General features: G+C 38.7%; 10 protein-coding genes and 1 pseudogene. 6 read left to right on the top strand and 5 right to left on the bottom strand.

The genetic code is table 11. From position 1 onward, the window contains the following. Positions 1–16: 16 nt before the first annotated feature. Positions 17–991, top strand: coding sequence for an RNA polymerase sigma factor RpoS (gene rpoS, locus GQR45_RS16470; protein WP_007584786.1), 975 nt, complete (start codon positions 17–19; stop codon positions 989–991). Between the two features lie 90 nt (positions 992–1,081). On the opposite strand, the gene mutS is transcribed toward rpoS, so the two are convergent. Beyond that, the gene (gene mutS, locus GQR45_RS16465) at positions 1,082–3,667 is read right to left on the bottom strand and encodes a DNA mismatch repair protein MutS (protein ID WP_165726515.1); all 2,586 of its coding nucleotides are present in this window, start codon (positions 3,665–3,667) and stop codon (positions 1,082–1,084) included. 21 nt (positions 3,668–3,688) lie between these two features. On the opposite strand from mutS, the gene GQR45_RS16460 reads away from it, so the two are divergent. Both GQR45_RS16460 and recA read left to right on the top strand, forming a co-directional pair. Beyond that, positions 3,689–4,177, top strand: a complete 489-nt coding sequence (locus tag GQR45_RS16460) for a nicotinamide-nucleotide amidohydrolase family protein (RefSeq protein ID WP_010554445.1) — start codon at positions 3,689–3,691, stop codon at positions 4,175–4,177. A 68-nt stretch (positions 4,178–4,245) separates the two neighbouring features. Next, on the top strand, positions 4,246–5,289 hold the full coding sequence (gene recA / locus GQR45_RS16455) for a recombinase RecA (protein WP_007584792.1): 1,044 nt from the start codon (positions 4,246–4,248) through the stop codon (positions 5,287–5,289). 287 nt (positions 5,290–5,576) lie between these two features. On the opposite strand, the gene GQR45_RS16450 is transcribed toward recA, so the two are convergent. Both GQR45_RS16450 and GQR45_RS16445 read right to left on the bottom strand, forming a co-directional pair. Beyond that, positions 5,577–7,685 carry a TonB-dependent siderophore receptor gene (locus tag GQR45_RS16450; protein WP_165726514.1) on the bottom strand — a complete coding sequence of 703 codons (2,109 nt, stop codon included), beginning with the start codon at positions 7,683–7,685 and terminating at the stop codon, positions 5,577–5,579. 269 nt (positions 7,686–7,954) lie between these two features. Beyond that, on the bottom strand, positions 7,955–9,121 hold the full coding sequence (locus GQR45_RS16445; RefSeq protein WP_165726513.1) for a DcaP family trimeric outer membrane transporter: 1,167 nt from the start codon (positions 9,119–9,121) through the stop codon (positions 7,955–7,957). A gap of 440 nt (positions 9,122–9,561) precedes the next feature. On the opposite strand from GQR45_RS16445, the gene acs reads away from it, so the two are divergent. Both acs and GQR45_RS16435 read left to right on the top strand, forming a co-directional pair. Beyond that, entirely contained in the window at positions 9,562–11,502 is a 1,941-nt protein-coding gene (gene acs / locus GQR45_RS16440) for an acetate--CoA ligase (RefSeq protein WP_010554448.1), read from the top strand. Positions 11,503–11,606: 104 nt separating this feature from the next. After that, positions 11,607–12,257: a response regulator transcription factor gene (locus GQR45_RS16435; RefSeq protein ID WP_007584799.1), complete on the top strand. Its 651-nt coding sequence runs from the start codon at positions 11,607–11,609 to the stop codon at positions 12,255–12,257. Positions 12,258–12,438: 181 nt separating this feature from the next. On the opposite strand, the gene purU is transcribed toward GQR45_RS16435, so the two are convergent. Next, a complete protein-coding gene (gene purU / locus GQR45_RS16430) occupies positions 12,439–13,269 on the bottom strand; it encodes a formyltetrahydrofolate deformylase (protein ID WP_165726512.1) in 831 nt (276 codons plus the stop codon). Between the two features lie 213 nt (positions 13,270–13,482). Beyond that, a complete protein-coding gene (locus GQR45_RS16425; protein ID WP_165726511.1) occupies positions 13,483–15,369 on the bottom strand; it encodes a hypothetical protein in 1,887 nt (628 codons plus the stop codon). 217 nt (positions 15,370–15,586) lie between these two features. Between GQR45_RS16425 and GQR45_RS16420 the strand changes: the two are divergent. Then, a pseudogene (locus tag GQR45_RS16420) lies at positions 15,587–16,560 on the top strand (DNA topoisomerase IB).

Raw genomic sequence — 16,560 nt, 5'->3', positions numbered from 1 at the left:
GCTCGGGAGAAGGCTTATGGCTAGCGCAGCAAAACTTGACAAACACACTACGACTGACGAAAAATTCGATGACATCGCTGCTGATGAAAGCACAACTTTACTAGATAAAGTAGAAGACGATGAAATCTTTGCAAAAGAAGAAGTAACTAAAAATCTTGATGCAACCCAACTTTATTTAGGCGAAATTGGTTTTTCTCCTTTGCTTAGCGCAGAAGAAGAAGTGTTTTTTTCTCGCAAATCACTTCGAGGTTGTGAAGCCTCACGCAAACGTATGATTGAAAGTAACTTACGTTTAGTTGTTAAAATAGCACGCCGTTACAATAACCGTGGCCTTGCTCTACTCGATTTAATTGAAGAAGGTAACTTAGGCTTAATTCGCGCTGTTGAAAAATTTGACCCTGAACGTGGCTTTAGATTTTCTACTTACGCTACATGGTGGATACGTCAAACAATTGAACGTGCCATTATGAATCAAACTCGCACCATCCGCCTACCAATACATGTTGTTAAAGAGCTTAATGTTTACTTACGTACAGCGCGTGAATTAACTCAAAAACTTGACCATGAACCAACAGCTGACGAAATTGCAGCTTGCCTAGACAGACCCGTTGAAGACGTAACTAAAATGCTACGTTTAAACGAGAGAATAGCATCGGTTGATATGCCGATTGGTGGTGAAAACGACAGTGTACTGCTTGATATCATCCCAGATGAAAAAAGTGCAGGCCCTGAAGGCGAAGTACAAAATAATGATATTAATAAACACATTGTAGATTGGTTAGGTGAATTGAACCCTAAACAACGCGAAGTGTTAGCACGTCGATTTGGATTACTTGGCTACGAGCCATCTACACTTGAAGATGTAGGTCGTGAAATAGGCTTAACACGTGAGCGTGTAAGACAAATCCAGGTAGAAGCATTACGTCGCTTAAAAGACATTTTGCAACAAGAAGGTTTAAGTACAGATAGCTTGTTTAATCAGTTTTCGTAACTAGTTAAATAGTATAAGAGACTATGTGTGTTAAAAAGCCGAAGAATTTATTCTTCGGCTTTTTTATGCTTGTAAATTAGATGATATAAATTACAACAATGCTTTTAGTTTATATAACAAATCGTGCGCTTGGCGTGGCGATAAATTATCAGGGTCAATTGCGCTTAACTGCTCTTCCACTTCAGAAGGTGTACTTTGTGCAATTTCGTTATTAAAAGTAAATGCTTGTTGCTCAGTATTTGGTGCAGTAACGCTTTGATGATTTTCAAGTAACTTAAGTTTTTGCTTTGCTTGTGCAATAACAGCTTTTGGCACACCCGCAAGAGCAGCTACCTGTAAACCAAAGCTTTTGCTTGCTGCGCCATCAAGTACTGTATGCATAAAGGCGATTGTATCGTTATGCTCTATTGCATCAAGATGCACATTTACAAGGCCCGTGGTTTGCTCAGCAAGTTCTGTTAATTCAAAGTAGTGCGTAGCAAACAATGTTTTAGCAGATATTTTTGATGCTAAATGATCGGCTGTTGCATACGCAAGCGAGAGACCATCATAGGTACTTGTACCGCGACCAATTTCATCCATTAATACTAAAGACTGCGCTGTCGCGTTATTTAAAATAGTGGCTGTTTCGGTCATTTCTACCATGAAGGTCGAGCGACCTGATGCTAAATCATCGCTTGCACCAATACGTGTAAATATGCGATCGATATTGCCAATTTTAGCGCTGTCTGCAGGTACGTAACTGCCAATGTGAGCCATTAATACAATAAGTGCTGTTTGGCGCATATAGGTTGATTTACCGCCCATGTTTGGACCTGTAATAATCAACATTTTACGTTGGCTGTTTAATTCAACAGGGTTGGCAATAAATGGTTCTTTCATCACTTGTTCAACAACAGGGTGACGACCTTGCTTAATGCTTATATTGTCGTTATCACACAGTTCTGGTTTTGCATAATTGAGTGAAAGTGCACGTTCGGCCAAGTTATTTAATACGTCTAAATCGGCCAGTGCTGCTGCCATCATTTGCAGCTGTTCAATATGTGGAGCGATAAATCTGAACAGCTCTTCGTATAGTTGCTTTTCAAGCGCTAAGGCTTTTGATTGGCTACCAAGTACTTTATCTTCGTGCTCTTTAAGCTCAGGAATAATATAGCGTTCGTTATTTTTGAGCGTTTGGCGACGAATGTAGTCGGCTGGCACTAAGTGGGCATTGGCGCGGCTTACTTCAATAAAAAAGCCATGTACGCGGTTATAGCCAATTTTAAGCGTACTAATACCCGTGCGTTCGCGTTCACGTAACTCTAGTTGATCAAGTACGTCGGTTGCACCTTTACTTAAGTTACGCCACTCATCTAGTTCGCTGTTGTAACCTGGGGCAATAACGCCACCGTCACGAATAAGTACCGGTGGGTTTTCTATCACTGCACGTTCTAATAACTCTTGTAAATCAGGGAGCTCAGGCGAGTGCTTGATAATACCCGCTATACGAGGATCGTTAGCATCACCTAGCAAAGTGTGTAGTGGCGCAAGTGCTTGTAATGCGCTGCGAAGACGAGTTAAATCGCGCGGGCGAGCTGTGCATAAAGCTAGGCGTGCAATAACACGCTCTACATCACCAATCTCTTTTAATGATTCGTGTAATTCACCGCACAGTTGTACATCTAAAATAGCGCTAATTGCATTTAAGCGTGAATTTAGCTCGTCTTTATTACGTACAGGTGTATGAATACGGCGCTTAAGTAAACGAGAGCCCATAGGTGTTGCTGTTTTATCAAGTACCTGGGCAAGTGTATTTTCAAACCCACCTGATAAATTAACGGTAAGTTCTAAGTTTTTACGAGTAGCGGCATCTAAAATAACAGCGTGTTCGTTGTGCTCAAGTGTAATTGCACGAATATGTGGCAGTGCAATACGTTGTGTATCTTTTACGTATTGCATTAAACAACCGGCAGCAACAAGCGCGCTGTGGGCTTTATCAACACCAAAACCAACTAAATCTTTAGTACCAAACTGATCGCATAATAAGTGCTCGGCCGTATCTAAGTCGAACTCCCACTCTGGGCGGCGGCGGGCACCTTTTATATGCTCAATTAAATGAAAGTTTTCAAAGCTTTCGCTATACAGAAGTTCTGCCGGAGCTAAGCGCTGAATAGTTGAGCTAAAGGCTTCGTCGGTGTTAACCTCTACAACGTTAAAGCGACCAGAGTTAATATCAAGGTACGCGATACCGTACAGACCTTTTTTACTTTGCCAAACGCTAGTAAGGAGGTTGTCTTGTCGTTCTTGTAAAAGCGCTTCATCAGAAATTGTACCAGGTGTAACTATACGAACAACTTTACGATCGACAGGGCCTTTACTGGTTGCAGGGTCACCCACTTGTTCACAAATAGCGACTGATTCACCCATTTGTACTAGGCGTGCTAGGTAGTTTTCTACTGCATGATAAGGTACGCCCGCCATAGGGATAGGATCGCCACCGGCTTTACCGCGATGAGTTTGCGAAATATCGAGTAATTGAGCGGCGCGTTTAGCGTCATCAAAAAAGAGTTCGTAAAAATCGCCCATACGATAAAACAATAAAATATCGCGATGCTCTGATTTTATTTTTAGATACTGCTGCATCATAGGGGTTTGTTGTTTTATAGTGTGTGGTGCATAAAGATCAAACGACATGTATTTACCCAAAGGCTGAATATGGAATTACATCAAGAGATTAAAACACTTGCTGCGCAATTAGGCGCTATTTTAACGGATAAATGCTTATGGATCACTAGTGCTGAGTCATGTACTGGTGGCGGAGTGAGTTATGCCCTTACAGATACGCCCGGAAGCTCTGCTTATATTGACCGCGCATTTGTGACTTATAGCAACCAAGCAAAGCAAGACTTACTAAATGTAAGTGCCAGTACATTAGCGCAATTTGGTGCTGTGAGCGAGCAGACAGTACGTGAAATGGCACTAGGTGCAATAAAGGCAACAAATGCAAATATATCTATAGCTGTATCGGGTATTGCAGGACCTGGCGGGGCAACAGAAGGTAAACCCGTGGGACTTGTGTGGTTTGGCATACAAATTAATGACAAAGTACTGACCTTTAAACAAGTATTCTCTGGCGATAGGGCTCAAGTTAGACTGCAAGCTATTGTATTTGCATTGAAAAGTGTAATAGATGAGATAAAATAAAAAAATTAGCTTGATACTGTGATTTCATACAGTATACTTGATTCCATTAGCTGGATTTGGAGAATAAAATGAACGATAACAAACAAAAAGCGTTGGACGCTGCACTATCACAAATTGAACGTCAATTTGGTAAAGGCTCAATTATGAAATTGGGTGATAACAAAGCGTTAAACATTGAATCTGTATCTACAGGCTCATTAGGTATTGATATTGCTTTAGGCATAGGTGGTTTACCTATGGGACGTATTGTTGAAGTATACGGACCTGAGTCATCTGGTAAAACAACGCTTACTTTACAAGTTATCGCTGAAGCGCAAAAAGAAGGCAAAACATGTGCCTTTATTGATGCTGAGCATGCTCTAGATCCAGTTTATGCACAAAAGCTTGGTGTTAACATTGATGAGCTTTTTGTATCGCAACCAGATACCGGTGAGCAAGCATTAGAAATTTGTGACATGTTAGTGCGCTCAAGCGCGGTAGACGTTGTTATTATTGACTCGGTTGCTGCACTTACACCAAAAGCTGAAATTGAAGGCGACATGGGCGACTCGCACATGGGCTTACAAGCACGTTTAATGTCACAAGCATTACGTAAGCTTACTGGTAACATTAAACGCTCTAACACGTTATGTATTTTCATTAACCAAATCCGTATGAAAATTGGTGTTATGTTTGGTAACCCAGAAACAACAACAGGTGGTAATGCACTTAAGTTTTATGCATCTGTTCGTATTGATATTCGTCGTATTGGTTCTGTTAAAGAAGGCGATGAAGTTGTTGGTAACGAAACACGCGTTAAAATTGTTAAAAATAAAGTTGCGCCGCCGTTTAAACAAGCTGAATTTATCATCATGTATGGTGAAGGTATTTCTAAGCAAGGCGAGTTAATTGACTTAGGTGTTAAGCACAAAATTGTTGAAAAAGCAGGTGCTTGGTATAGCTACTGTGGCAACAAAGTTGGCCAAGGTAAATCTAACTCAATTAAGTTTTTGAAAGAAAACCCAGAAATTGCAGATGAGATTGAAGGCAAGTTACGCGAAATGCTTTTACTAAAAGCAACTATTGAACCAGAAGATGGTGAAGATAAGTTAGGCGATGACGCTGACCTTTAACAGCCTAAAATGAGTTTTTAAGCTTGATTTGACCCGAGCATTAAAAAGCGCTAATCAGTAATGATTAGCGCTTTTTTGTTGTTAAAAACTTAAAGTAGATAAAATAAAAACGACACATTAAAAATGTGTCGTTTTTTAATTTAATCTATAAAAAACATGCGGTTACATCGCGCATGAGTAGGCACTGCACTAGTAATTACTATACTAAATGAAGAGCAGAACGATCATACGCTATACATTTTAATCAGGAGAAGAGTTAAAGAATGCGACCTAATTAAAATAGAATTTTAAAAGCGATAAGTTAAGCTAACTTTTCCGCTAATAGGAGAGCCATAAAAACCAACATTGGCTAAGCTAGTAATATGTTTTTCATCTGTGATGTTATCAATGTTAGCTTGAATTGATAAGTCTTCGCTAGCATCCCATCGAGCAAATACGTTCATAAGTAAATAAGAATCCTGCTTAACATTACTGGCTATATTTTCTGTTTTTGATTGCCATTTACCGGCTAAACCAAATTTAAATTCAGGTAGTTGAGGCAGCGTATAATCTAATGAAAAATTAACAACATTTTCAGGTTCCCATTCATGAGAACTATCGCCTGCGTCATCATTTATATCTAAGTATGTATATGCAAATACAGCATTTAGATCATCAGTTATATTTCCGGTTAATTCTAATTCAAAGCCTTGGGTATCTTGATCAGCTCCTTTATAGTAATTAAATCCAGCTGCGTTTAGCCCTGCATAAGTTGCAATATTGTCTTGTTTTGCACTAAATACGGCAAAGGTTGCAAGTAGTTGATCATCAAACCATTGAGTTTTCACTCCAACTTCGTAATTAACACCTTTACTTGGATCTAAGAAGTTACCATCGTAATCGTATTGCTCTTGTGGCTGATAAATATCGGAATAGCTTACATATACATTAACATCATCATTAATTGCATACGTTGTTGCAAGGTAAGGGCTTACCTCACTTTCATCATTATCTATATCAACGCCTTGGCTAAAGCCTGTGCGCTCATAATCGATAGCGTTAAAGCCCGCAATAACAAATAAGTCACTTGTTAGGTTTAATTTAGTAGAACCAAAAAAACGCTTTAAAGTAACATCAATATCAGCATACTTAGTTCGTTCACCCCAAATAGGTTCAGCAATCGCATCTAATGCGTATGGAAAAGCAGGCGCTAAACCATAAGCTTCAGTTGTTGCTGCATCGTAAGAGTTAGTAAAAGAGTAAGATGTACTTTGTGAAATACTACCACCAAGCATTAACTCATGCTCTTGACCAAACAAGCTGTACTCACCTTTAGCTGTTATATCAAATAAATCAGCTGAGAATTCTGTATCATATCGTCCAGGAATACTGACTAAACCTAAATTAGTTTCACTATCAAACATTCCATAAGCGTCATAAAGGTAAAGTAATTTACTTTGATCTTCTGAGTCTTGGTAATTATAAGTTGTTTTAATTTCCCAGTTATTATCGAATACATAAGTATATTCAATAAAAGCTGTGGTATTAAGAGTATCCCATTTAGTCCACTCTTGGGTTGTGCTTGTACTTACATCCCACTGCGCTTGTGTGCCATCGGCATATGAAAGTGGTAATCCTCCCCACATGGTTCCATCTGTATTCGCATCTTGATGTGAAGCACCAAATGAAAGTGTTGAATTACCAGTAAGTTGTCCATCAACTACAGCAGAGAAGTAAGTACGATCGTTTTCTAAACCATCAAGGTATGAATCAGAGCTTTCTGCAGCCCCAACAACACGTGCAGCCCAGCTACCAGAATCTGTTAATAAAAATGAATAATCAGCTTGTAAGCGCTTTAAACCATAAGTACCTACAGAAATACCTACTTCACCTTCATTCTCATTTGTTGGGCGTTTTCGAACATAATTAATAGTACCAGCTGCATTACCAACGCCTGTTAATTGCCCATTAGCACCACGAATAACTTCTATTTTTTCATAACCGTAGCTTTCCATAGCGCCAGTAACAAGGCCCCAGTTATTAGGTAGACCAACACCATCAACTTGAGTGCTTTTAATATCAAAACCACGAGACGTGTATCGTGTGCGGTTAGTTTCACCTTGTTCTACAGTAATACCCGTAGCCATTTTCAATGCGTCATTAATACTATTTGCTGCAAAGTTTTGAAGTTGCTCTGCGCCAATTACACTAATAGATTGTGGTGTTTCGTTAAGCTCCATAGTTAAACCGGTAGCACCTTGGCTAACTCGATCTTGGCGTACACCTACTATTAATATTTCTTCCATTTGTTCATTGTTATTTTCAACTGTATTCTTAGTTGGTGTTTCTTGCGCTTGAGCTGAAAAACCCATAGCTAAAACTAATGAAGAAAGTGCAAAAGTGCGATTGAGTTTCATGTTTTCCCTTAATTAATATTTAATATTATTTGAGATTATTTAAATAATTGGGACATTCTACTATTTAGAATTAACAAACTCAAACAAAAACTATTATCATTTGTAAACGCGTTTACGCTGTTTTAGGGAAAACTACTTAGTCTGTAAATAATATTATGATTAGGGTAAGCGATATGACTTATAAAAATATGGTTGTTTTTTTTAACTTAAATTGAATTATAAAAAAAGCGGCCTAGGCCGCTTATTTAAAGTAGTTAGCTTTTTAGTTATTAAAAAGAGTATTTAACAGAGAATTGTAAACGATCTAAATCGCCATCTACGCCACTTTCAGTTTCACGCTCAGCATGTTTTAGCTCAGCTCCAAATGTTAGGCGTTTAACAGGGGAATATAAAATGTTAGCGCTATAGCTTTGGCTTGATTCAGTCGGATCACCAGAAATAGCTAATAAATCAGTGTTGTTATCAGCAGAGAAGAAAGAGTATAAGAATGTTGAACGCCATTGGCTTGTCCACTTGTGCTGGTAAGCAACAAAACCAGAAGTCGAATCAATGGCATCTAGTTCATCGCCATTAAGTACTGCGCCGTGAGCAACGTTTAAGCCTACGTAACGGCCTAAGCCTTTACCTTGAGTAAGCATAAATTTAAGGTTGTCTTCACCAAGGTTTATTTTACCCGACGCACTAATACCAAAAGATGTTTCATCTGCATCAACACTGCCTACTTTATAAGTTAGTTGGCGAGCAAGCGCTGCAACAACAATGTTACCCCAATCAGCTTTGTGTGTATAACGGGCTGTAAAGTCAGGCAATGATGCATCATCAGTTACTACCATACCGCTAGTAGTAGAAATTGTACTTTCTGGGTTTTCTAATGAGAAAGACCATGCGCCAGTGGTATATTTAATTTGCGATTGGCGAACAAATATAGTGCCTTCAGCTGGGCCTACAAAATCAAGCGTTTCAGCAAGGGCACCCACGTTTTGAAAGTTAGACCATGTTTGACCAAATAACCAACCGTCGTATGTCACAAACGCATGGCGAATACGTGGAGCATAAGAGTTTGATACACGTTCATTGCCGCCAGCAGCTGAGGCTAAAAAATCAATCTCAATTTTAGTGTTAACGGTCTTACCGTTATCCATAACAGTGGCTGTGCCAAAGTTAAAGCGTGACTCGCGAGCATGCATATCAAACACAGCATCTGAGCTGTTATCGTCGCCAACTGTTAGCGTACTTGGTACGTAAAAGTCACGACCTACGTTTGAGCCTGCAGGCGCACCCGCTGAATAATCACTCCACATAGAGTCGAGTTTAATGTATCCACCGTAAGTAAATTCGGTATCACCAATTTTTGCAGCAGTTGCCGCGTATGAAGTACTTGATAGTGCACATAGTACAGCGCTTGCTGCCAATGTTTTTAATGGGGTAAATTTCATTGTGGTGTCCTTTATAGGCTACTTGTTATTTATTACTTTTTTTTCATAGATATTTGTATTACTTGCTACGAGTATTACTTACGAATAAAAAGGGTTGTTAATTTGGCTTTCAATTCACTTTCTATTTTCATTCGTTAAATAAAGCATTTTAGTAAGTACAACAAAATATCTTTATTAGAGTACGAGAACACTGTTGAATATGTGCAATATTTACTCAATTACCTATTGGTCTATAAGACTAAGGTTTGAGAGCAGATTAGTTTGTATTTACTTACATTTAACGCGTTGTATTATTTATGTAAAAAAATTGAAAGCAGAAGGATTATAAACTACAAATGAGGAAATTGAAGGGGTGTACAACTAAGGTCTAATACTTAATGTAGCACTGCTGAGTAATCCTTGATAAAAGCTTAAGGCAAGTAATTTAAATGGAGACTAAGATGTCACAAAGTATCTATCCAGTTCCTGCGCATATTAAAGATGCGACTCTTGTAGATAAAAATAAATATAATACGCTTTACAAGCAATCTATTGATGACCCAGAAAGTTTTTGGCGTGAGCATGGCAAACGTCTTGATTGGTCTACCCCTTATACAAAAGTTAAAAACACATCATTCGACAAAGGCCATATAAATATTAAATGGTATGAGGATGGCTACCTTAATGCTTCGTACAATTGTATCGATCGTCACTTAAAAACCAAAGCAGACAAAACTGCGCTTATTTGGGAAGGTGACAGCCCATCTCAAAGTGAGAATATTACTTATCAACAATTGCATGATGAAGTAGCCAAGTTTGCCAATGGTTTAAAAAAGCTAGGTGTTCAAAAAGGTGATCGTGTAGCGATTTATATGCCTATGACGCCTCAAGCTGTTTATGCAATGCAGGCTTGTGCACGTATTGGTGCTATTCATTCGGTTGTATTTGGTGGCTTTTCACCTTCTGCGATTGCAGATCGTATTCGAGATTCGGGTGCCAAAATTGTTATTACTTCGGATGAAGGGCGCAGAGCAGGTAATTGTGTTCCATTAAAAGCAAATGTAGATGAAGCGGTAGCGCAAGAAACTGTAACCTCAATTGAGCATGTTATTGTGCACCAATTAACCGGCGGTGAAGTTGATTGGAATGAGCACGATATATGGTGGCATGACCTAGTTGCTGATTTACCAGCAAAGTGTGAACCAGAGCCAATGAACGCTGAAGATCCATTGTTTATTTTATATACGTCAGGTTCAACAGGTCAGCCGAAGGGTGTTGTGCATACTACTGGTGGCTACTTAGTTTACTCATCAATGACACATGAATACGTATTTGATTTAAAAGAAGACGATGTGTATTGGTGTAGTGCCGATGTAGGTTGGATCACAGGCCACAGTTACATTGCATACGGGCCATTAGTAAACGGTTGTACACAAGTATTATTTGAAGGTGTACCAACTTATCCAACTGCAGGACGTATGGGCGAAATTGTTGATAAACACGGTGTAACTATTTTATATACTGCGCCTACAGCAATTCGTGCGCTAATGGCGAAAGGTGATGAGCCAACAGCTTCGTCAAATCGCGATAGTTTACGTATTTTAGGCTCGGTTGGTGAGCCAATAAATCCAGAAGCATGGACGTGGTATTACGAGAGTATTGGTAAATCTAATTGTCCGATTGTTGATACGTGGTGGCAAACAGAAACCGGTGGCATAATGATTACGCCTCTACCGGGTGCAACTGATACAAAGCCTGGCTCTGCGACCCATCCATTTTTTGGTATTGCGCCAGCATTATTTGATGCTGAGGGGAATAACCTTGAAGGTGCTGTGGACGGTAATTTAGTTATTTTAGATAGCTGGCCATCACAAGCGCGAACTGTTTATGGCGACCATGAACGTTTTGAACAAACTTATTTTAGCGCTTACCCAGGTGTTTACTTTACAGGTGATGGTTGTCGTCGTGATGAAGACGGTTATTACTGGATCACAGGACGTGTGGACGATGTACTTAACGTATCAGGCCATCGCTTAGGTACTGCCGAAATTGAAAGTGCGTTAGTTGCGCACGAAGCAGTAGCAGAAGCAGCAGTAGTGGGTTACCCGCATGATATTAAAGGCCAAGGTATTTATGTTTATATCACGCCTAACGAAGGTGTAACAGTAAGCGATGAGTTAACCAAAGAGGTACGTAACTGGGTTCGTAAAGAGCTTAGCCCAATAGCATCACCAGATATGATTCAATGGTCTCCAGGTTTACCAAAAACGCGCTCAGGCAAGATTATGCGTCGTATTTTACGTAAAATCGCTGCAAATGAGCACCAACAACTCGGTGATACGTCAACGCTTGCAGATCCATCTGTAGTCGATGAACTAATCGAGAACAGATTAAATCGTTAAATGTGCGTTAAAAACTTGATTACAAGTTGATTCTAAACGTAGTATATCGGCTGTCAGTAAGGGTTTTATACCTAACTGGCAGCCGAATTTATTAGGAGTGAACCATGAGTCAGTTTTTAATAGCGGACGACCATCCGTTATTTCGTGAAGCACTAAAGGGCGCATTGAGCGCAAAATTTGAAGGTTTAGAGGTTTTTGAATCATCCGATTTTGACAGCACACTGCAAGTGTTAAGCGAGCAAGAGGATCTTGATATATTACTGCTAGACCTTCACATGCCAGGTAATGGTGATTTATATGGTCTTATTCGTATTAGAGAAGAATACCCAAGCTTACCTATTGCCGTTGTTTCGGGTAGTGAAGACGCTAATATAGTTTCTAAAGTAATGGGTTACGGCGCTATGGGTTTTATTCCTAAATCGTCATCGTCTGATGATATTGCCAGTGCAATTAACCAAATACTTGAAGGCGATACATGGCTACCAAAAGAGTTAAAAAACAAAGTAGCTGAAATTGAAGGTGAAGACCGAGAAATAGCAGCGCAAGTTGCCTCATTAACACCTCAACAATACCGAGTGCTGCAATATCTGCACGAAGGTTTACTTAATAAGCAAATTGCTTATGAACTGCACATATCAGAAGCAACAGTAAAAGCACACATTACAGCCATATTTAGAAAACTCGGCGTGTACAATCGTACCCAAGCTGTTTTAATTGCCGCTAAATTAAAACTCGAGCCAATAGAGCAGGCATAATTTACATTTAAAAAGTCACTTGCTTATTTATGAGCAAAAAAATGCCAGCAACAATGCTGGCATATTTTTATGTGTAGAATAATCAATTAGAATTCAGGTTAATAACAAAATGCATACCTTGTTATCAACACTGTTTTATTACCTCAAAATAAACTACTTAATTAAGCGAATTGGTACAATGCTAAGAAAACACTACAGTTTTATTACCATTAATAAATAACTTATGCTCTGATGCAAGTTGGAGTGCTTTACAAAACACTGTTTTCTCTACATCTTTACCCACTTTAGCCATCATTTCGGCGGTATTAGCATGTGTAACGCTTGTTACATCCTGCAAAATAATAGGGCCTTCATCAAGCTCGTTGTTCACAAAGTGAGCGGTAGCACCAATGATTTTTACGCCGCGCTCAAATGCTTGATGATAAGGTTTAGCACCAATAAATGCGGGTAAAAATGAATGATGAATATTAATTATTTTGCCTTCGAAGCGACCCACAAATTCAGGGCTTAAAATACGCATGTATTTGGCAAGACCAATAATATCAGGGTTGTAGCTGGCAATTAAATCACCTACTTTTTGATCGTGCTCGCTACGAGTTAGTCCTTCGTGCGATACAACATGAAACGGCACATCAAACCCTTTTGCTAAAGGCTCTAAATCAGCGTAGTTAGCAATAACGGCTAATACTTCAATATTAAGAGTTTGTTCAAATTGCTTTAGCAACATACCACCTAAACAATGGGCTTCTTTAGTTGCAAGTAAAACTACTTTAGTTTTTGCACCGCAATGTAGGGCAAGTTTAGCGCCTTGTGGCAACAGTGCGCGTAGTTGATCTAAAAAGTCGCTTTGTGGCTCGCCTGTAAGCTCTGTGCGCATAAAAAATCGCTGTGCGTCTTTATCTACAAACTCGTTGTTACGCGTAATATTTAAATTGTTTTTATGACAAAGCCCTGTGATTTTAGCTATTAAGCCTACGTCGTCAGCACATTGGGTGGTTAGTATATAGCTCATTGTCCTCATTCTTACCCTGTGATTAATACTTCATTATTTGTGTTTTGGCACATAAAGCAAGGGCTTTGTGGACTAATCCAATATTAATCATGTTGTTGAGTATAAAAGAGGTAGTAAAGTTAAAAGGTATTGAATAGAGGTTAATAAAGGATAAAAAAATGCCACCTAATTTACAAGGTGGCATTAATACTAATAATCCAGAGTTTAAGTTAATTAACCCTTTGGCTCGGGAGATAAGTTTTCTTCTTGTCTTAAATACCCTGCAGCTTCTTCGTCATCTTTAGCTATCGCTTGCTGAGTAGGTATAGCACGCGTTTGCTGATTTAATTGATGTATTTGTGACGCATTACCTAAATCACGCTCACTGGTGATTGAGGCGATAGATTCACGGTCTTTCAAGAACGCGATAACGTCTTTTTTGATTGCTTGTAATTGTCCTTCGTCTTTATGCATTTCCATAATATGGCGAGGATGTTCAAGATTTTTCATACCTGTTGCTGCAAACGTAGTAGAAATAACACGAGAAACAATAATCCAAGGCGTTATGCTACTGCGTACTAACGTATTTTCTGAGCGAGTACTATCGTGAATACCAGTACCTGTTGATATTTTAGACTCAGTAAATGTGCCTTCGCATTTAAAGTACACTAGTAGTGATTCAAACTGCATTTCAGCAAAAAATAGATGAGCTGTATTTGTAAGCAATTGCGCAAATGCTTTAATAAGTATACCTATTAGCAATAAGTGAAAGCTTGTCATTAATAGCTCACTAAATTGAATAACATGTTGGTTATTAAATGCTTGTTTAAAGCTACTAATATTTGCAGCGTCAACGTAATGATAAATATTAATAAACGAATACGCTAAAAACACAGTAAACGCTAAGGCTATAATATAAAGCAAGTTACCACTTACTAAAGCAAGTAACCTTGCTAGCGTAAAGTTTTTACCTAAGTCTATTGAGTGCAGTTTAGGTTGAATCTCTTGGATCATTTCACCTTTAAAACCGCCTTTACCTTCAATTTGTTCTTGAAGCTTAGGATCTAATTCGCGATAAACTCTGTTAGGTACTTCTTTATAACGACGGTTAGCCATTACTAGATTGTCTAGGTTTATAAAAATTTCGTCTGGATGAACAGACTCTTGCCAGTTTTCACGTAGTTCTGATACTTCAGCAGAAGGGGTAACTGCATTTAAACGCGCTTTAATCATAATAAAAGCAATTGCGCAGCTTAGAGTGGCTAATACAATAATCGCAATTAAGTACATGCCAGCATGAAGACTAGGTAGTTGCTCAATCCAGCTATCTATTTCTTGTTTGCTAATGTGTTGTTCTTTCATCAGCCATGACATAGAAAGGCCAATAGCGATTGGTAGAATAAAAGATAAAGAAATAATTTTAGCGAGTGCACCGGTACCAAGTGCTTCAATATTTTTTTCAGCGTTTCTAGAAATAGGTTTACCCGTAGAGCGCCACGAAAAAAGCACGTAGAACATTAATATGGCACTATAAACAGGAAATGCTAATTCGCCTGCTTCACCGGTAAAACCCGATAAAGATACAAATGCCACAAGGCCATAAGCAATAAGTGCAACAAGGGTACTTACCCATGAGCCAAATAAGCGCTGAGCAACATTACGAATAGGATAAGGTAGGAATAATAACTTAGGGATTAAGCTGTGAAGTAAACGTGATAAAAAACCATTAGGCTCTTTAAACGTACTGTTTTTACGACCAACCAGCATTTCTTCGAGTGATTGCGCGGTGTAGGCTACTTCTTTTTGTTCTTCTTGGGCGGTTGATGCTTGTGATTTGCTGTAGTTATAAGCAAGTGAAGTAGGGTGGTTTCTGCCTACAAAATATTTAAGAGTTGCATAAATACCACTTGAAAGTGAGCGAATGCCGAATGCTAAAATAAGCATGCCAAACACCATTAAAATCCATCCAGCGGTTGTATCTTCTTTTACTGAGCCCGCAGCAATAACAAGTAAACTGATACCCGCTATAGACTCAATGAGTCCTCTTACAGCTGTTACTTTACCTTCAAGTTTGAAGGGGTTTTTTAGTCCAAGATCAATCGATCCATAATCAAAAGCCATTGAATGCTCCTTTTAAACAGCATGCCCAATTAAGGGAGAATATAAGCGTAGTTATAATAACCATTATATATATCGTATTTTTGTTTTTGCTCAATTTTTGATTATATATCAATAAAGTCGTTCAGTTTAAGGTTATTTTAAAGTGGTACATTCTATGCTTTGAAATATAAGCTTAAGCGAGTTAACAATATCTCTTTTAAATGCTTGAGGAGGAATGATGGAATTGATTTACGTTGATGATAGTTTGCCCGGAATTACCCGAAAGCAAAAAACAAACATTGGCAGTATTTTGACCCAATAGGAAAAATAATTAAAGAGAAGGCAGTTATTGAGCGCTTAAATTCACTCGCGTTCCCGCCTGCTTATAAAAGTGTATGGTTTTGCCCTGAAGAAAATGGGCATATTTTAGCAACAGGTTACGACAGTAAAGGACGAAAACAGTACCGGTATCATCCACTATTTACACAACAACAAGATGCTAAAAAGTATCAAGCTTGTAGTGTGTTTGGACATAAGCTGCCGTTACTTAGGGCTCAATTAATGGAAGCATTGCAAGGTGATGAGCTCGATTATGAACGTACTTTAGCAGCCATTGTTAGATTAATGGATTTAGGTGCTTTACGGGTGGGGAATGAACGTAATGTAAAACAAAATAAAAGTTTCGGAGCGACAACCCTAAGATCAAGGCATGCAAAATTAACAGGTAAAAATATTAGATTAAAATACCGTGCAAAGTCAGGCAAAGAAAGGGAAGTAAATATAACGGATAAAGCATTGAGTAGTGTTATTAAGGAACTTCAGGACTTACCCGGCCAACACTTGTTTCAATATATAGAAGGGGGGGAGCGCTCTAACGTTACCTCTACTGAAATCAATCAGTATATTCAAAATATAATGGGTGAAGAATTTAGCGCAAAACACTTTAGAACATGGCGAGCAAGTGTGATTGCTTTTAAAGAAGTGTATGAAGCAAAAGGCGCTATTACATTAAAAACAATGCTTGATGAAGTGTCTTCAAAGCTTGGGAATACGCCAACAATAGCGCGTAATTCTTATATTCACCCTGATGTTATTGAGCTTTGTAAGAAAAATGAATCAGAACAAACTCATTGGCGCGACAATTTTAAATTACCCCGTAAAACAAAGTATCTTAGTCGGTTTGAGCGCGGTTTATTAGAGTTTTTAACGTAA

This window comes from Pseudoalteromonas sp. SA25 (assembly GCF_011378705.1).
Classification (GTDB): domain Bacteria; phylum Pseudomonadota; class Gammaproteobacteria; order Enterobacterales; family Alteromonadaceae; genus Pseudoalteromonas; species Pseudoalteromonas arctica.
The sequence above is the reverse complement of the archived record's forward strand: the minus strand, read 5'-3'. Positions and strand labels throughout refer to the sequence as shown.